Source organism: Rhodovulum sp. P5, assembly GCF_002079305.1.
Taxonomy (GTDB): domain Bacteria; phylum Pseudomonadota; class Alphaproteobacteria; order Rhodobacterales; family Rhodobacteraceae; genus Rhodovulum.
The window spans coordinates 1824294-1842473 of record NZ_CP015039.1 but is presented as its reverse complement, the minus strand read 5'-3'; the positions used below and the strand labels follow the sequence as shown (position 1 = coordinate 1842473).

Below are 18180 nucleotides of genomic sequence, written 5' to 3'. Positions count from 1 at the left end.
CCCTGTCATATCGTCAAGGGAGGGGGCCTTCGCGGCCCCCTTTCTGTTTTCGCTGTGGCGTCAACCGGTGGCGGAGCAGCGCGACGGGATGGCGGCGGAGCGTCAGGCGCAGGGCAAGATAGTCCTCGACGACCTCTTCACCCTCGCCCATCTTCGGCAGCGTGACCTTGGGCTCCACGATCCCCTCTCCGTCCAGATCGTCGTGGAACAGCGGCAGCGGTGTCGGGCTGGTCAGCGCACGGGCGGCCCAAGAGGCCTCGCGCCGGGACAGCGCCAGCCCGGCAAACGCATCGGCCTCGGCCAGTGTCCGGATCAGGGCGGGCGGCAGGCCGGCGCGGCGCCAGACATCCTCGACCGACCGGTAACCGTTGCCGCGTGCGCTGGTGATCCAGAGCACCTCATCCTCGGGCAGGCCGCGGATCTGGCGAAAGCCCAGCCGCAACGCCAGCCCGCCATGGCTGTCGGGTTCGACGGTGTTGTCCCAGTGGCTGGCATTGATGCAGACAGGGCGCACCGTGACCCCGTGTTCACGGGCATCGCGCACGATCTGGGCGGGGGCGTAAAACCCCATCGGTTGCGCGTTCAGCAGCGCGCAGGCGAAGATGGCCGGGTGGTGCCGCTTGATCCACGCCGAGGCATAGACCAGCAGCGCGAAGCTGGCCGCATGGCTTTCGGGGAAGCCGTAAGACCCGAACCCCTCGATCTGGGAAAAGCAGCGTTCGGCGAAGTCGCGATCATAGCCATTGGCGGCCATGCCTTTCAGAAAGCGGCCGCGGAATTCACTGACCGAGCCGTGCTTCTTGAAGGTGGCGAGCGAGCGGCGCAGGCGGTCGGCCTCCTCCGGTGAAAACCCTGCGCCGGTGATGGCGATCTGCATGGCCTGTTCCTGAAACAGCGGCACGCCCAGCGTCTTGCCCAGCACCCGGCCCAGTTCGTCGGAGGGGAAACGAACCTCTTCCTCTCCGTTCCGGCGGCGCAGATAGGGGTGGACCATGTCGCCCTGAATGGGGCCGGGGCGGATGATCGCCACCTGGATCACGAGGTCATAGAATTTCCGCGGGCGCATCCGCGGCAGGAAGTTCATCTGCGCCCGGCTTTCCACCTGAAAGACGCCAAGGGAATCGGCCCGGCAGAGCATGTCATAGGTGGCGGGGTCTTCGGCAGGCAGGGTGGCGAGGTCCAGCCGCTGACCATGATGGACCGCGATCAGGTCGAACGCCTTGCGCAGGCAGGTCAGCATGCCCAGGGCCAGCACGTCGACCTTGAGGATGCCGAGCGCGTCGATATCGTCCTTGTCCCAGCAGATGACCGTGCGCCCCTCCATCGTGGCGTTCTCGATGGGCACAAGTTCGTCAAGCCGGCCTTCGGTGATGACAAAGCCGCCGACATGCTGGGACAGGTGCCGGGGGAAGCCCTGAATGTCGTGGATCAGGGCGAGTGTGCGGCGCAGGCGTGGATCGGCTGGGTCAAGGCCGATCTCGGCCAGCCGGTGATCTTCGATCGCGCCCGACCCCCAGCCCCAGATCTGGCTGGACATCGCGGCGAGCGTATCTTCGGACAGGCCCATCGCCCGGCCGACCTCGCGCACGGCGCGCTTGCCGCGGTAATGGATGACGGTGGCGCAAAGCCCGGCGCGGTGGCGGCCGTAGCGGTCGTAGATATGCTGGATCACCTCCTCCCGCCGTTCGTGTTCGAAATCGACGTCGATATCGGGGGGCTCGTCGCGGGCCTCTGACACGAAACGCTCGAACACCATGGTGCCGATCTCGGGGCTGACCGAGGTGACGCCAAGGGCGTAGCAGACCACCGAATTGGCCGCCGACCCGCGCCCCTGACACAGGATGCCGCGGGACCGGGCAAAGGCGACGATGTCATGGACGGTCAGGAAATAGGGCTCGTAATTCAGCTTCGCGATGAGGGCGAGTTCGTGATCCATCATGGCGCGCACCCGGTCCGGCGCGCCATCGGGATAGCGCCAGTTCAGCCCGGCCCGGGCAAGGCGGGTCAGGCGCTGGGCCGCCGTCTCCTCCCCGGTCAGTTCCGAAGGGTATTCATAGTGCAGTTCGTCCAGCGAGAAGGTGCAGCGGGCGGCGATCTCGCCGCTGCGATGCACGGCGGCCTCGTGCCCGCGGAACAGGCGCAGCATCTCTGCCTCTGACCGCAGGCGCCGCTCGGCATTGGCCAGCGCGGCCCGGCCCAGGGCGTCGACGCGGGTGCCGGTGCGGATCGCGGTCAGCACATCGGCAAGCTGTCGGCGGCGGGCGTGATGCATCAATGGCTGCGCCGAGGTGACCGTTGGCAGGCCCAGCCGCTGCCCCAGTTGCGCAAGCCGGTCAAAGCGGGCGGCATCCTGCCCGTCATAGACCGGGGCCATCAGCAGCGACACCTGCCCGGGGAAGCGGCGCGTCAGCCGCTGTGCCTGTTTCACCCATGCGCCCGCGCCGCGCGGTTGCGGGGCCGCCTGTGGCGGGTGGAGCAGGAAGTCCAGCCCCGCGCCCCGGTCCAGAAGATCGCCCAGGGTGAGACGGCAGTCCCCCTTGGCCGCCCGCAGCCGCCCCTTGGACAGCATCCGGCAGAGCCGTCCCCACGCCGCGCGGTCGCGGGGCAGGGCGGTGGCGGCAAACCCGTCCTCCAGCACCAACCGCGCGGCGGGGATCAGCCGCGGCACGGTGTAGATCGGGGCCGATGGCGGGGCGGGGATATGCGCCGGCCGCGGCGGGCCGATGGGGTCGGCATCGGCGGCGCGACGGTCCCGCACGGCCCGGGCGATCTCTCGCGCCGCGCTATGGGCACGCACGATGCCGGCCACGGCGTTTTCATCGGCCACGGCCAGCGCCCCGATCCCCAGAAGCGCGGCACGGTGCATGTATTCCTCGGGGTGCGACGCGCCCGTCAGGAAGCTGAAGTTCGAGGTGATGGACAATTCGGCGAACATGGCGACTCGGCATTATATTCCCCCTTTGTTCTCATCGGGAGTCGGTCGTGACGGGTCGACTGTGATATCTTGGACTCAGGATCTGCCCGGTGTGTGCGATGGGTGGACTGCGCGCCTCCGGCCGCTGGTCTTTTGCGATACAATTCACTAGACCGGTCAGGGGCTGGGCATTCTGTGTTTCGGAAATCAATGAAATTATCGCGGCGGCAGGCACGTTTTCCACAGGCGAGGGGTCTTGCGCTGGTCGCCATCATGGCGTCTTTGGCGGGCTGCGGTCTGCCGCGTTCGGGGCCAAGCCCGTCGGAACTGATCGAAAGCTCGATCCAGAAAAGCGGCGACGCCTATGTGGTGCTGGTCGACAACCGGGTGGCGAAGGCCACGGCGCCGGTGCCGGCCCCGGCCTTTCCGTCGCAATTCGTGCATGCCCCGGTCATCGCGCCCGACCGGATCCGGGTCGGCGATACGCTTGCCCTGACGGTTTTTGAAAGTGTCGATATCGGGCTTCTGGCCGGTGCCGATACCAACGCCGCGGCGCTGCAGGCGATTCAGGTGGACGGGGACGGGTTCATCTTCGTCCCCTATGCGGGCCGGATCCTTGCCGCCGGCAAGACGCCGGAGGAATTGCGCAGGATCATCACCGAAAAGCTTGCCGACGTGTCGCCCGACCCGCAGGTTCTGGTGAACCGCACCGCGGGGGACGGCGCCACGGTTTCGGTTGCGGGCGGCGTGGGCAAGCAGGGTGTCTATCCGATCGAACGGCCGAACCGCACGCTGACCGCCATGCTGGCGACCGCCGGGGGGGTTTCGGTCCCGCCGGAAGTGGCCCGCATCACGATTCTGCGGGGACGGCAGCGGGGGCAGGTCTGGTTCGAGGATGTCTATGAACATCCGGAATTCGATGTCGCCCTGCGCAACGGCGACCGCATCCTGGTAGAGCGGGATACGCGCAGCTTTACCGCGCTGGGGGCCACGGTCGCGCAACGGCGCATCCCGTTCGAAAAGCAGACCCTGACCGCGGTGGAGGCGATCGCTCAGGTCGGCGGGCTGGCCACCAACCTTGCCAATCCCAAGGGCGTGTTCATCCTGCGCAACGAACCGGCCGGGACGGCACGGGCCGTGGTCGGCAGCAATGACCTGACCAACCCGCAGCGGGTGGTCTATGTCCTTGATCTGACCCAGCCGACCGGCATCTTCTTGGCCCGTGAATTCATGATCCGCGATGGCGATACCGTCTATGTCAGCGAAGCACCTTATGTGTCTCTGATGAAGGCGCTGTCCATCGTATCGGGCAGTCTGGCGCCGCTGAACAGCGCCCAGAACCTGGGGCAATAGGGGCACGAGCCGCGCCTGTCGCGGCCCTGTTGGACCGGTCGGCGACCAAGGCCCCAACCGGCCCGGGCGGCATCGGATATCTGGACAAGACCGGTGCCCAGCCCGATATTGCATGACATGAGTTTGCCCCCCGGATTCCTGGATGAATTGCGCAGCCGCGTGTCGCTGTCCCATGTCGTGGGGCGCAAGGTGACATGGGACATGCGCAAGTCGAACCAGGGCAAGGGCGACATGTGGGCGCCGTGCCCGTTCCACCAGGAAAAGACCGCCAGTTTCCATGTGGATGACCGCAAGGGGTACTATTACTGCTTTGGCTGCCATGCGAAGGGCGACGCGATTTCCTTCGTGCGGGAAACCGAGAATGTCGACTTCATGGAGGCGGTGGAGATTCTCGCGCAGGAGGTCGGCCTGCCGATGCCCGCGCGCGACCCGCAGGCGCGGGAAAAGGCAGACCGACGCAGCCGTCTGATCGAGGTGATGGAACAGGCCGTGCGGTTCTTCCGGCTGCAATTGCAGACCGGCGCCGCGGCCGAAGCGCGGGCCTATCTGGACCGGCGGGGTCTTGGGGCAGAGGTGCTGGAGCGGTGGGAAATCGGCTTTGCGCCGCCGGGCTGGCAGAATCTGTGGGATCACCTGACCGGCAAGGGCGTGGAACGCGACCTGATCCTGGCCGCCGGTCTGGCGCGTGAATCCGACCGCGGCCGCCCGCCCTATGACGTGTTCCGCGACCGGATCATGTTCCCGATCCGCGATGGGCGGGGGCAGGCGATTGCCTTCGGCGGCCGCGCGATGGACCCGCAGGATGGCGCGAAATACCTCAACTCGCCCGAGACGGCGATTTTCGACAAGGGGCGGAACCTCTTCAACCACGCCCCCGCGCGAGAAGCGGCCGGCAAGGGCCAGCCCCTGATCGTGGCCGAGGGGTATATGGACGTGATCGCGCTGGCCGAGGCCGGGTTCGCCGCGGCGGTGGCGCCGCTGGGCACCGCGATCACCGAGGACCAGTTGCGCCTTCTGTGGCGCATCCATCCCGAACCCGTGGTGGCGCTGGACGGCGACAAGGCCGGGATCGCGGCGGCGCGGCGGCTGATCGATCTGGCGCTGCCGCTGCTGGAGGCCGGGCACGCGCTGCGTTTCGCGCTGATGCCGCCGGGCAAGGATCCAGACGACGTGATCCGCGCGGGCGGGGCCGGGGCGATGCAGCGTATTCTCGATGCGGCCTGCCCGATGGTCGATCTGCTATGGGCGCGGGAGACAGAGGGCCGGCGTTTCGATAGCCCCGAACGCAAGGCGGCGCTGGACCGCGATCTGCACGCAGCCACGTCCAGGATCAAGGACCCGACCATCCGCCGCCACTACGAGGACGAGATCAAGCGCCTAAGCTGGCAGCTATTCCGGCCCGCGCGGACGAAGCCGGGAAAGGGCGCGGCGCGCTGGAACGCGACGCCCGCAACCCGGCCCAGCACCAAGACCTCGGCCATGGTGGTCGCCCCCCCGCAATTCGAGGAAGAGGTGCTGGAATCGATCATTCTGGCCACGCTGATCGCCCATCCCCGCCTGATCGCCCGTTTCGCTGGGGACCTTGAACTGTTGCACTGCGTGTCGGACCGGCACGCCCGGATTCAGTCGGCGCTTCTGATGGCCCCGCAGATCGACGACGCGGCGGCATTCCGGGCCGAGATGGACAACCGGCTGGGGCCCGAAACCCTTGACGAGTTGTTTTCGCAAAACCATGTGCGAACTGCGCCGCCCGTTCTATATCCCGGTGACGACGACGCGGCGGCCTGTCTTGCGGACGATATCGCCAAGCTTGCCGCCAAGCGCGGCGCGGTACAGGAAATCGAGGAAGCGATGCGCGATCTGGCGGGGCTGGCGCATGAGGGGCTGACATGGCGGTTGAGCCAGGCGGCCGAGGCACGTAACCGGGCCGGGGCCGCTTCCCAGGAGGACGCCCCGGAATTCGAGATTGCCCCGAACGGCGTGGCGCTGCCCAAGGATGAACGGCGTCGGTCGCGGGAATTGTTCGACAGTCTTCTGGGCACGCCCCCGTCCCCGGACGACGACCAGAGGTAAAGGACTGTCCCACGCAATGAAGTGCCCTTGGCGAATCGGCCATAGCTTTGAAAAAGGTCCGATTCCGGGGGCGTATGGATAAGACTTGGTAAAGAATCCGGGGTAAATGGGTGTGACTCCCAACGATTCGCGCTATTGATTCGGATCACGTTTTTCGGGCGAATCACACTCCCCTGAGCAGGAGCGCTTAATGGCCGCAAAAGACACCGACGACCGCAAGACCGAGGAGCAGGGTGACGAGGAAATCACCCTCGACATGAGTCAGGCGCAGGTCAAGAAGATGATCGCCGCTGCGAAGGAACGCGGCTATATCACCTATGACCAGCTCAACCAGGTCTTGCCGCCCGATCAGGTGTCGTCCGAGCAGATCGAGGACGTGATGTCGATGCTGTCCGAAATGGGCATCAACATCATCGAGGAGGAAGAGGCCGAGGACAGCGAGGACAAGGGCTCGACCGAGGTGGTCGAGGCCTCGACCTCGCGCGAGGTGGCGGTTGCCCAGACCCAGTCGGAAACTCTCGACCGTACCGATGACCCGGTGCGGATGTATCTGCGCGAGATGGGCTCGGTCGAACTTCTGTCCCGCGAAGGCGAGATCGCGATTGCCAAGCGGATCGAGGCCGGCCGGAACACCATGATCGCGGGGCTTTGCGAAAGCCCGCTGACCTTTCAGGCCATCACCATCTGGCGCGACGAACTTCTGAACGAAGACATCCTGCTGCGCGATGTCATCGACCTTGATGCCACCTTCGGCCGGTCGCTGGAAGAGGACGGCGATGCCGAGGAACCCGTTGTCGAGAACCTGAATGTCGAAGCCGCGGCCGCGCCGTCCGCCTCCAAGAGCGACGAGCCGGAGCTTGACGCCGATGGCAACCCGATCAAGCGCGAGGAAGACGACGACGAGGACGAGCAGGCGAATATGAGCCTCGCGGCGATGGAAGCCGCGCTCAAACCCCGTGTTCTGGAAACGCTCGACCGGATCGCCGAGGACTATGCCAACCTCTCTGACATTCAGGACAAGCGGATCCACGCCACGCTGAACAAGACCAACCGGTTCACCGACAAGGACGAGGCGGAATATCAGAAACTGCGCGCCGAGATCGTCGAACTGGTCAACGAACTGCACCTGCACAACAACCGGATCGAGGCGCTGATCGACCAGCTTTACGGCATCAACCGCAAGATCATGTCGATCGACGGCAAGATGGTGAAACTGGCCGATCAGGCCCGCATCAACCGTCGGGAATTCGTCGACGAATATCGCGGCCACGAACTGGACCCGCACTGGATGGAGCGGATGGGCCAGAAGGCCGGCCGCGGCTGGCAGGCCTTTACCCAGCGTTCCGGCCATCAGGTGTCGGAACTTCGGGACGAGATGGCGCAGGTCGGTCAATATGTCGGCGTCGACATTTCCGAATTCCGCCGCATCGTGAACCAGGTGCAAAAGGGCGAGAAAGAGGCGCGCCAAGCCAAGAAGGAAATGGTCGAGGCGAATCTGCGGCTCGTGATCTCCATCGCCAAGAAATACACCAACCGCGGCCTGCAATTCCTCGACCTGATTCAGGAAGGCAATATCGGCCTGATGAAGGCGGTCGACAAATTCGAATACCGCCGCGGCTACAAGTTCTCTACCTATGCGACATGGTGGATCCGTCAGGCGATCACCCGGTCGATTGCCGATCAGGCCCGGACGATCCGTATTCCGGTGCACATGATCGAGACGATCAACAAGCTGGTGCGCACCGGCCGCCAGATGCTGCACGAGATCGGCCGCGAACCGACGCCCGAGGAACTGGCCGAGAAGCTGCAAATGCCGCTGGAAAAGGTTCGCAAGGTGATGAAGATCGCCAAGGAACCAATTTCGCTGGAAACCCCCATCGGCGACGAGGAAGACAGCCAGCTTGGCGATTTCATCGAGGACAAGAACGCCGTGCTGCCGCTGGACAGTGCCATTCAGGAGAACCTGAAGGAAACCACGACCCGTGTTCTGGCCTCCCTCACCCCGCGTGAGGAACGGGTGCTGCGCATGCGCTTTGGCATCGGGATGAACACCGACCACACGCTGGAAGAGGTGGGGCAACAGTTCAGCGTCACCCGTGAACGCATCCGCCAGATCGAGGCGAAAGCGCTGCGGAAGCTGAAGCATCCGAGCCGGTCAAGAAGGTTGCGGAGTTTCCTGGATCAGTGAGGGAGCGCTTTTGGACGGAAATTACAGCTCTGAAGGGTGGAAATGGAACTTGCTGGATTTACGGCGGCAGGGTCTTTTGAAGATATCCTTCTAAATCCAAGCCGTGTGCCGGATGCGCAGGGTGTCTATGCGGTAGGTTTCGATCCTTCTGAGAAGCCGGAGTTCTTGGGCATTGGTACGGGCGGCTTTTTCAAAGGACAGAACCCTAATGTGTCGGTGTCCGAGTTGCACGAGAACTGGGTCTCCGGCGCATCCGTGCTCTACTTTGGAAAAGCTGGTGGGACTGGACAGAAATCTAACCTACGGACCCGGCTTGTAGCGTTCGCGCGATTTGGTTGCGGTAAGCGAGCCGCGCATTGGGGTGGGCGCATGATGTGGCAGATTGCCAACGCCCGATCCTTGCCGGTCTTTTGCAGGACGACAAGTGATGATCCTCATGCACTCAAAAGGTGTTTGCTGAAAGGTTTCGTTTCTGAATACGGCCGCTTACCGTTCGCGAATATGAGCGGATGACGGCTAGAATGGGATGTGCCCGATGCTCTGCATTGGCCAACGCCTGTCCCGCTCCCCCACGGGCCAAACGCCGGCATAACCCCCAACGGTCTCGCCAAAGTGTACGTTCCCGCGGCGTGATGGTCTGTTGCCGGGCGCCGATCCGTCGTAGCCTTGGGGACGTCTGAACCGAAAGCCCGTCCCATGCGCCATCCCGCCGCCCTGCTTGCCGCCGCGCTCCTCCTCACCGCCTGTGTTCCGGCGCCGAAATCCGACGCTCCCCGCGCGATCCATACCCCCACCCGCGGCAACCTTGTCGTCCCCGACGCCACCATCCCCGGCCAGTTCGAGGTCTTTGCCGGCCCCGGCGACGGGCCCGGCGATTTCTGGTGCGCGGCAGCGGAGTATGCGGAGCGCCAACTGCGCGCGCTTCCCAACCGGCGCCTTTACGTGGTCAAACCACGCGGGCGCAGCGATGCGGACCCGCGGCGAACCAGCGTTGTCTTCACCATCCAGCCGGATGCCGACCTGCAAGAGGCCGCCCAGACCCCGCGGGGCGATGACCTGTCGATGCAGGTGGACAGGGTCGGCAGCAATTTCAGCATGGCCCATGGGCGCATCTCTTGCCGCCCGGTCTTCCAATGGCCGTGGGACGGCTGAGCCCGCGCCCCTCACGCCCATGTGAGACCTTAACAAATCCTTGATTTCGCATGCGAAACTTTTCGCGTGGCGGGGCGGTCCCGCGCCACTGTCCCCGCTGTGACAATTCGTGCTGCCGACAGCCGCGGCGGTTTGACGTAGGTCAAGTCGGATTTGTCCCAAGCCGGGTATCGACCTGACATGATAACCGAACCGCAAAAGCAAAGCGTTCCGGGCGGGCGGGGGGGCTTTCCCTTCGCGCCGCCGCTGCCGCTGTTTCTTCTCAACCCGATCCTGAAGCGCGTCGTGCACAAGATCGCCGCCGACAACCCGGACATGTTCGACCGGTTGGGGCCGCATCGGCACGCCTATTTCCTGATCGATCCGGTGGACATCCCGCTGATGCTGTATCTGCGGCCCGATCCGGACGCGCTGGATTTCCGCGCCGTCAATCGCCGCAACCCGCCGCCCCATGCGGCGCGCATCTCGGGCAAGTTCCTCGACCTGCTGACGCTGATGGACACCGAACAGGACGGCGATGCGCTGTTCTTCTCGCGCGACCTGATCGTGACCGGGGATACCGAGGCCATCGTGTGCCTGCGTAACGCGCTGGACGACGTGGAAGACCCGATCGCCGAAAGCGTGGCCGACATGTTCGGTCCGCCGGGGCGGGCTGCACTGAACGTGCTGCGCCGTGCCGCCGAGAACTCCAAGAAACGAAAAGAGGCCACGTCATGATCAAGCCCGAACTGATCTGCCCGGCCGGTACCCCTGCGGCGCTTCGCAGCGCCGTGGACGCGGGCGCCGATGCCGTCTATTGCGGCTATCAGAACGCTACCAATGCGCGGAACTTCACGGGGCTGAACTTCACCCCCGAAGAGATGGAGAAATCCATCCAGTACGCCCATGACGGCGGCACCAAGGTGCTGATCACGCTGAACACCTTCCCGCCCGCCGGGAATGTCGACCTGTGGAAAGAGGCGGTGGACCTGTCGGCCCGCCTTGGCGCGGATGCCTGCATCGTCGCCGATATCGCGGTGGCCGACTACATCCAGAAAAACCACCCCGACATGCGCATCCACCTGTCGGTGCAGGCGGCGGCCTCCTCGCCCGAGGCGATCACCTATTACGTGCGCGAATTCGGCGTGAAGCGGGTAGTCCTGCCCCGCATCATGACGATTTCCGAGATCAAGGGGCTGGTCGAGGAAATCCCCTGCGAGGTGGAGACCTTCATCTTCGGTAACCACGGGCTGATGGTCGAGGGGCGCTGCTCGCTGACCAACTATGTCACCGGTCAGTCGACCAACATGGACGGGGCGTGCTCTCCGGCCGCTTGCGTGAAATACGAACGCGGCGCCGATGGCAGCCTGTCGACGATCCTTGGCGACTACATGATCGACCGGTTCAAGCCCGATGAAACCGCGGGCTATCCGACCATCTGCAAGGGCCGCTACAAGGCCGATTGCCGGGATGACGGCTATTACGCATTCGAGGAACCGATCAGCCTGAACGCCTCCACCATGCTGCCGGAACTGATCAATGCGGGAGTGCACGCCTTCAAGATCGAGGGGCGGCAGCGGAGCCGGGCCTATGTCAAGAAGGTGGTCGCCGCCTTCCGCGAGGCCGTCGACTCGATCATGGCGGGGCAAGAGCCGAAACTGGCCGACCTCGTCGCGCTGACCGAGGGTCAGAAGCACACCGAGGGTGCGCTGAAGACCAAGAAGTGGAGGTAACGATGGCTGTCGAACTTACACTGGGGCCGAACCTCTTCCATTGGCCTGCCGAACAGAAGATCGACTTCTACAACCGCATCGCCGATGAAAGCCCGGTCAGCACCGTCTATCTGGGCGAGGTGATCTGTTCCAAGCGGACGCCCTTCTTCGACGACAAGCACATGGATCAGGTGGCCGAGCGCCTGACGAAGGCGGGCAAGACGGTTGTCTATGCCTCCTTCTCCGAGGTCGTGATCAAGCGCGAGCGCAACATCCTGATGGAGTGGTCGCAGCAGGAAGGCCGCGACCTGGAGGTGAACAACACCGCCGCGTTGTTGCATCTGAAGGACAAGCCGCACCGCATCGGCGCGCTGCTGAACGTCTATAACGAGGACACGATGGCCTATCTGGCCGCGCAGGGGGCGACGCATTTCGCGCTGTTGCCGGAACTGCCGCGCTCGGCCGTCGAGAAACTCGGCGCCAAGGCACAGGAACTGGGCGTGGGGCTTGAGCTTCAGGTCTTCGGCCGCGCCTCTCTGGCGCTGTCGGCGCGCTGTTATCATGCCCGGGCCCATGCCCGCACCAAGGACAACTGTCAGTTCGTCTGCGGCGAGGACCCGGACGGCATGGTGCTGAAGACGATGGACGACAAGCCGTTCCTCGCCATCAACGGGATCCAGACGCTCAGCTACGGCTATCTCGACATGATGGCCGACATGGACGACATGAAGCGGATCGGCGTGACCCATTTCCGCGTGATGCCCCATAGCTGCGACATGATCGCCGTGACGCGGCTCTACGACGATGTGCTGCAAGGCCGTATCGGGGCCGGGGAAGGGGCTGCGCGCTTGCGCGAACTTGGCATCGACGCGCCCTTCGTCAACGGCTTCTACCACGGCAAGTCCGGTCACGAATGGGTGGCCGAGGATCTGGTGCCCGCCTGACGGGCTGACGTGAGACTGGTATCGGACAGGGGCGCGGTCGGCGCCCCTTTTCGTGGGAGGTGACCCCAATGCAGACAACCTTTTCCGTCAAGACCCGCGGCCCCGGACTCTATGAATTCACGGGCGAGGTGCGGGACTGGCCCCGGGGTCATGGCGACGGCCTGTTGACGTTGTTCGTGCGCCATACCTCCTGCTCTCTGCTGATCCAGGAAAACGCCGATCCGGATGTGCGCACGGATATGGAGGCATTCCTGTCCCGCCTGATCCCACCGACCACCGATCCGTCGATGGCCTATCTGCGCCACACGGCCGAAGGGCCCGACGACATGCCCGCCCATATCAAGGCAGCCCTCTTGCCGGTGTCGCTGTCGATCCCGGTGCAGGCGGGGCGCCCGGTTCTGGGCACATGGCAGGGGATTTACCTGTACGAGCACCGGATAGCGCCCCATCGGCGAGAGATTGCGGCCCATCTGCATCAGGACTGAGCCCAACATATAGAACGCAAAATGGCCTCTACCCAAATTCTGGAGGGGCCCCTATAGTCGCTGTGGAAAAGTCTATTTCAGCACCGAGGTCAGGCCCATGCGCTGCCCGTTTTGTGGGAATATCGACACGCAGGTGAAGGATTCCCGGCCTGCGGAGGATCACGTGGCGATCCGGCGGCGCCGGTTCTGCCCGGCCTGTGGCGGGCGCTTCACCACCTATGAACGGGTGCAGTTGCGCGACCTTGTCGTCATCAAGTCGAACGGCCGGCGCGAGGATTTCGACCGCGACAAGCTGGAACGCTCCATCCGCATCGCGTTGCAGAAACGCCCGGTAGAGCCGGAACGGGTGGACCAGATGGTCTCTGGCATCGTGCGGCGGCTGGAAAGCATGGGCGAGACCGACATTCCGTCGAAAACCATCGGTGAGATCGTGATGGAGGCCTTGGCCCGGATCGACACCGTCGCCTATGTGCGCTTTGCCAGCGTCTACAAGAACTTCCAGGAAGCGGGCGATTTCGACAAGTTCGTCAGCGAACTGCGCCCCAACGCCCCGGGCGAGGAGTGAGCCCCGACACCGACGCGCGCTTCATGGCGCTGGCCTTGTCGCTGGGCGCGCGGGGGCAGGGCCGTGTCTGGCCGAACCCCGCCGTGGGCTGTGTCATCGTGAAGGATGGCCGGGTGGTCGGCCGGGGCTGGACGGCGCCCGGGGGGCGGCCTCATGCCGAACCGCAGGCCCTGGCGCAGGCGGGCGCGGCCGCACAAGGGGCCACCGCCTATGTCAGCCTGGAACCATGCGCCCATCACGGCAAGACCCCGCCCTGCGCCGAGGCGCTGATCGCGGCCCGGGTCGCCCGCGTTGTGACCGCGATTGAAGACCCGGACCCCCGGGTTGCGGGCGGCGGGCACGCGATGCTGCGCGCGGCCGGGGTGGAGGTCGTGACGGGTGTGCTGGCCGATGTTGCCCGGCGCGACCATCGCGGGTTCCTGCTGGCCCGGATGGAGGGGCGGCCGACGCTGACGCTGAAGCTCGCCAGTTCCTTCGATGGACGGATCGCGACTGCGACCGGCGAAAGCCAATGGATCACCGGCCCCGCGGCCCGGCGGATGGTGCATGCCTTGCGCGCGCGCCATGATGCGGTTCTGGTCGGCGGCGGGACCGCGCGCGATGACGACCCGTCATTGACCGTGCGCGGGTTGGGTGTGGCCCATCAGCCGGTGCGGGTGGTCTGTTCCCGCAGGCTGGATCTGCCGCTTGACGGGCAGTTGGGGCGCACGGCGCGCGATGTTCCGGTCTGGCTCTGCCACGGTCCGGGGGTGGCGCCCGACATCGCCGCGGCGTGGCAGGCCCTTGGGGCGCGGCTGATCGAGGTTGCGGTGGGGCCGGGTGGGCAGCTTGATCCCGCCGCGATCCTGTCGGCCCTTGGCGCGGCGGGCCTGACCCGGGTCTTCTGCGAAGGCGGCGGCAGTTTGGCGGCGTCCTTCCTGTCGGCGGGGCTGGTGGACGAGCTGGTCGGCTTCACCGCCGGGCTGGCCTTGGGCGCAGAGGGGCGGCCGTCGCTGGGCGCGATGGGCGTCGACCGTTTGGCCGAGGCGCCGCGGTTTCAGTTGTGTGAGACCCGGATCATCGGTGGCGATGTGATGCACCGGTGGGCGCGGGCATAGAGTATCCGGGCGGCCGACCCAAGAATCCGGCGCGGGCATCGCCTTGGCGCAGGGGGAGGTCACCCCAGCAGCGCCTTCAAATCCTCAAGCGTGTTCGCCTCTGCCACCGGCTTGTCGCGGCGCCAGCGGGCCATCCGGGGAAACCGCAGCGCGATGCCGGATTTGTGCCGGGGGCTTTCCTGGATGCCTTCAAACGCGATCTCGAACACATGCTCCGGTTTGACCTGCCGCACCGGGCCGAAGCGTTGCAGCGTGTTTTTGCGCACCCAGGCGGTGATTTCGCGAAACTCCGCATCGGTCAGGCCGGAATAGGCCTTGGTGAAGGGCACCAGTTCGTCACCGTCCCACACCGCGAAGGTGAAATCGGTATACAGCGTCGCGCGCCGCCCGTGCCCCGCCTGCGCATAGATCATCACCGCGTCCACCGTCAGGGGGGCGAGCTTCCATTTCCACCAGTCGCCTTTCTTCCGACCTGAAAGATAGGGCGCGGCCTTGCGTTTCAGCATGACACCCTCGGCCCCGATCTTTCGCGCGCCGCCGCGTAACGCCACCAACTGCGCCCAGTCATCGAAGGGCAACAGCGGCGACGGGGACAGGGGGGCGGTGGCGGGCACGTCGCCAAGGATCGCCTCCATCCGCGCGCGCCTGTCGGCCAGCGGCGTTTGCCGGATGTCCTGCCCGTCGGCCTCCAGCAGGTCATAGGCGCGGAATACCACAGGCGCCTCGGCCAGCAGTTTCTTCGGCACGGTCTTGCGGGTGATCCGCTTTTGCAGGGCGGCGAAGGGCAGGGGGCGGTCGTCGGCCCAGGCGAGGATCTCGCCATCCAGCACCGTGCCCTCGGGCAGGAAATCGCGGGCGGGCGCAAGGTCGGGGAAGCGGTCGGTCATCAGTTCCTCGCCGCGGGACCAGACGAAATGCGCGCCGCCCCGCACCACCAGTTGCCCCCGGATGCCGTCCCACTTGTATTCGGCGAACCAGTCGGAGGGCGGGCCAAGGGCCTCTGGCGCGTCCTCAAGCTGATAGGCGAGGTAGAAGGGATAGGGCGTCGCCTTGCGGGCGTCGGGGTCGGGCGCCTCGATCAACTGGCCCCATGTGGTCGTGGCCGGTGTCCAGTCGCCCATCAGGCGATGGGCGAGTTCGGTCTCTTCGATCCCGGTCGCGCGGGCCAGCGCGCGGGTCATCAGCTTCTGGCTGACGCCCACGCGAAAGCCGCCGGTGATCAGCTTGTTGAACAGGAACCTCTCCGTGCCGTTCAGGCTGTCCCATGCCTCAAGGATACGGGCCTTGCGCGCGGGTTCCTCGACCGTGGCCAGATCGCGGATGGCCTGCATCCAGTCCGACAGCCGCGCGGTGCTTTGCCCCGCGGCGGGCGGCAGCAAGAGCGCGATGGTCTCTGCCAGGTCGCCGACCACGGGATAGCATTCTTCGAACAGCCAAAGGGGTATGCCCGCCCGCTCCGCCGCCCATTCGCGCAGCCGGGTGGTGGTGACGGCGCGTTTCGGGCGGCGGCCGGACAGAAGTGCGACGGTCCACAACCGGTCGTCCTCCGGCGCTTCGGCGAAATAGGCGGCCAGCGCCTCGACCTTGGGGTTGGTTTTCGTGGTGCCGTCGAGTGCGGAGAAGAGGGCCGCGAACCGTTTCATGGCGCGTCCTCGGCTGTCTCTAGGTTCTCGCCTTGAAAGGCCGTCTCGACGATGTGCGCGTCGTATCCCTGTTCGGCCAGCCAGTGCCGGAACGGGGCGGTGTAGCCATGGGTGACAAAGACCTTCTCCGCCCCGGTTTCCCGGATCGCGGTATTCAGGTCGGGCCAGTCCGCGTGGTCGGAGAGGATGAACCCCCGGTCGACCGCACGCCGCCGCCGCACCCCGCGGAGCGCCATCCAGCCCGAGGCCACGCCGGTCGCGGCCGGGCGGAACCGCCGCGCCCACGGTGCGCCAAGGGCAGAAGGCGGGACAAGGACCAGCGCGCCGGGATGCGCCTGTAGGTCGGTGTCGGGCGTGACCGGAACGGTCGGGGGCAGCGCGATGCCCTGTGCGCGCATCACCGCGCAGGTCGCCTCTACCGCGCCATGGGTCAGGATCGGGCCTATCCTGGCATCGACGCCCGCCAGAAGTCGCTGCGCCTTGCCAAGGGCATAGGCGCCCAGAAGGGTAAAGCGGCCCGCGTGCGCATTGCCGGCCCACCAGTCGTTGATTTCGGCCATCACCGCGCCCTGCGGGGCCCATTTGAAGATCGGCAGGCCAAAGGTGCATTCGCTGATGAAGGCGTGGCAGGCGACAGGCTCGAACGGCTCTGACAGCCCGTCCTCTGTCAGCTTGTAGTCGCCGGAAACCACCCAGACCTTGCCCCTATGTTCCACGCGGATCTGGGCAGAGCCGGGCACATGGCCGGCGGGGTGGAACGAGACCGTCGTATCGCCGATCTGCCGGGCTTCGCCAAAGGCGACGGTGTCCAGCGATATATCGCCCAGCCGATGCCGCATCACCGGGGCGGCCGCCGCTGTGGCCAGATAGGCACGATGACCGGGGCGGGCATGGTCGGCATGGCCGTGGGTAATCAGCGCCCGGTCCACCGGCGCCCAAGGGTCGATATGGAAATCGCCCGCCGGGCAATAGATGCCCCGGTCTGTGAAGGTCAGCACGCCCATGCGGGGAAGTATAGGCCGGCCTGCGGCGGCAGCCATTGCAAACGGGCCTGCCCCATGCCCATGATCACGCCATGACCGATGTGCATCTGACAGAGCCGATCCATGACGACGCGCTGGCGCTGTTGCAGGGTGCGGGGCTGAATGTCGGCAAGGGCTGGGAAATGGCGGACCCATTGCCGGGCCTGATGGCGGCGCGGGCGTGGCTGGTGCGGACCGCGCGGCTTGATGTTGCGTGGCTGGACGCCGCGCCGGGTCTCAAGACGATCTCCAAGCACGGGGTCGGGGTGGACAACATTCCGGTAGCAGAGGCTCTGGCCCGCGGGATCGTCGTGACGAACACGCCAGGCGCCAATGCCGGGGCGGTGGCCGAGCATACGTTGATGATGATGCTGGCGCTGTCGCGCCGCGTCGTGGCGATGGACCGGTCGGCGCGGACCGGGTTTGCAGGCGCCGGGGCCCTGGTGCCGCAGGATCTGGAGGGGCGGCGGTTGCTGATCGCGGGCTTCGGGGCCATTGGCCGCCGGGTGGCGCAGTTGGCCAAGGCGTTCGGGATGAATGTGACCGTCTGGCACCGTCGGCATACGGCCGAGGAGATCGGATTTGAGGTCGTGCGGGACCTGCGGGCGGCCTTGCCCCGGGCGGATGTGCTGAGCCTGCATCTGCCGCTGACGCCCGAGACGCGGGGGCTGATCGGGGCGGCGGAACTGGCGCTGTTGCCAGCGGGGGCGATCGTGCTGAACACCGGGCGGGGCGGCGTGGTGGATGAGAACGCGTTGACCCAAGCGGCATCCCGGCTGGGCGGCATTGGCCTCGATGTGTTCGAGGCGGAGCCGCCCCCGTCCGATCATCCGCTTTTCGGGCTGGAAAACGCACTTTTCTCGCCCCATGCCGCAGCGCTCAGCCCGCGGGCCTTCCGGCAGATGGGCATGATGGCCGCGCAGAACCTGATCGACACGCTCAACGGGCATCCGCCGCGGGATCGGCTGGTGGCGCAGGGCTAGGCCGCGTCCGCGCCGGCGGTTCAGTCCGACGCGGGCGCTTTCCGGTGTCGGGCGACATGGTCCGCGATGT

At 65.9% G+C, this 18180-nt stretch carries 15 protein-coding genes; 12 read left to right on the top strand and 3 right to left on the bottom strand.

The features are described 5' to 3' along the window. Positions 1 to 13: 13 nt before the first annotated feature. Positions 14 to 2935: an error-prone DNA polymerase gene (locus RGUI_RS08950; RefSeq protein ID WP_081532736.1), complete on the bottom strand. Its 2922-nt coding sequence runs from the start codon at positions 2933 to 2935 to the stop codon at positions 14 to 16. Positions 2936 to 3187: 252 nt separating this feature from the next. Between RGUI_RS08950 and RGUI_RS08945 the strand changes: the two genes are divergently transcribed. The 11 genes from RGUI_RS08945 to ribD all read left to right on the top strand — a co-directional run bounded on the left by RGUI_RS08945 (position 3188) and on the right by ribD (position 14462). Next, positions 3188 to 4267, top strand: a complete 1080-nt coding sequence (locus RGUI_RS08945) for a polysaccharide biosynthesis/export family protein (protein WP_081532735.1) — start codon at positions 3188 to 3190, stop codon at positions 4265 to 4267. A gap of 117 nt (positions 4268 to 4384) precedes the next feature. Continuing rightward, positions 4385 to 6340, top strand: coding sequence for a DNA primase (gene dnaG / locus RGUI_RS08940; RefSeq protein WP_081532734.1), 1956 nt, complete (start codon positions 4385 to 4387; stop codon positions 6338 to 6340). Between the two features lie 190 nt (positions 6341 to 6530). Then, a complete protein-coding gene (gene rpoD / locus RGUI_RS08935) occupies positions 6531 to 8528 on the top strand; it encodes an RNA polymerase sigma factor RpoD (RefSeq protein WP_081532733.1) in 1998 nt (665 codons plus the stop codon). Between the two features lie 42 nt (positions 8529 to 8570). Further along, positions 8571 to 9041, top strand: coding sequence for a hypothetical protein (locus RGUI_RS21185; RefSeq protein ID WP_156882921.1), 471 nt, complete (start codon positions 8571 to 8573; stop codon positions 9039 to 9041). Positions 9042 to 9224: 183 nt separating this feature from the next. After that, the gene (locus tag RGUI_RS08930) at positions 9225 to 9680 is read left to right on the top strand and encodes a hypothetical protein (protein WP_081532732.1); all 456 of its coding nucleotides are present in this window, start codon (positions 9225 to 9227) and stop codon (positions 9678 to 9680) included. A gap of 180 nt (positions 9681 to 9860) precedes the next feature. Next, positions 9861 to 10397: an SCP2 domain-containing protein gene (locus RGUI_RS08925; protein WP_253799038.1), complete on the top strand. Its 537-nt coding sequence runs from the start codon at positions 9861 to 9863 to the stop codon at positions 10395 to 10397. After that, positions 10394 to 11392 (top strand): peptidase U32 family protein, encoded by a 999-nt coding sequence (locus RGUI_RS08920; protein ID WP_081532731.1) that lies wholly within the window; start codon positions 10394 to 10396, stop codon positions 11390 to 11392. The genes RGUI_RS08925 and RGUI_RS08920 overlap by 4 nt, the downstream gene beginning before the upstream one ends. A 2-nt stretch (positions 11393 to 11394) precedes the next feature. Continuing rightward, a complete protein-coding gene (locus tag RGUI_RS08915; protein ID WP_081532730.1) occupies positions 11395 to 12315 on the top strand; it encodes a U32 family peptidase in 921 nt (306 codons plus the stop codon). Positions 12316 to 12383: 68 nt separating this feature from the next. Continuing rightward, the gene (locus tag RGUI_RS08910; protein ID WP_081532729.1) at positions 12384 to 12800 is read left to right on the top strand and encodes a secondary thiamine-phosphate synthase enzyme YjbQ; all 417 of its coding nucleotides are present in this window, start codon (positions 12384 to 12386) and stop codon (positions 12798 to 12800) included. Between the two features lie 97 nt (positions 12801 to 12897). Continuing rightward, positions 12898 to 13365, top strand: coding sequence for a transcriptional regulator NrdR (nrdR, locus tag RGUI_RS08905; protein ID WP_081532728.1), 468 nt, complete (start codon positions 12898 to 12900; stop codon positions 13363 to 13365). After that, the gene (ribD, locus tag RGUI_RS08900; RefSeq protein ID WP_256387883.1) at positions 13362 to 14462 is read left to right on the top strand and encodes a bifunctional diaminohydroxyphosphoribosylaminopyrimidine deaminase/5-amino-6-(5-phosphoribosylamino)uracil reductase RibD; all 1101 of its coding nucleotides are present in this window, start codon (positions 13362 to 13364) and stop codon (positions 14460 to 14462) included. The genes nrdR and ribD overlap by 4 nt, the downstream gene beginning before the upstream one ends. A gap of 59 nt (positions 14463 to 14521) precedes the next feature. On the opposite strand, the gene RGUI_RS08895 is transcribed toward ribD, so the two are convergent. Both RGUI_RS08895 and RGUI_RS08890 read right to left on the bottom strand, forming a co-directional pair. Further along, on the bottom strand, positions 14522 to 16105 hold the full coding sequence (locus RGUI_RS08895) for an ATP-dependent DNA ligase (RefSeq protein ID WP_081532727.1): 1584 nt from the start codon (positions 16103 to 16105) through the stop codon (positions 14522 to 14524). Beyond that, positions 16102 to 17109, bottom strand: coding sequence for a ligase-associated DNA damage response exonuclease (locus tag RGUI_RS08890; protein WP_081532726.1), 1008 nt, complete (start codon positions 17107 to 17109; stop codon positions 16102 to 16104). The genes RGUI_RS08895 and RGUI_RS08890 overlap by 4 nt, the downstream gene beginning before the upstream one ends. 71 nt (positions 17110 to 17180) lie before the next feature. Between RGUI_RS08890 and RGUI_RS08885 the strand changes: the two genes are divergently transcribed. Then, positions 17181 to 18110, top strand: coding sequence for a hydroxyacid dehydrogenase (locus tag RGUI_RS08885; RefSeq protein WP_081532725.1), 930 nt, complete (start codon positions 17181 to 17183; stop codon positions 18108 to 18110). The last annotated feature ends 70 nt before the right edge of the window (positions 18111 to 18180 follow it).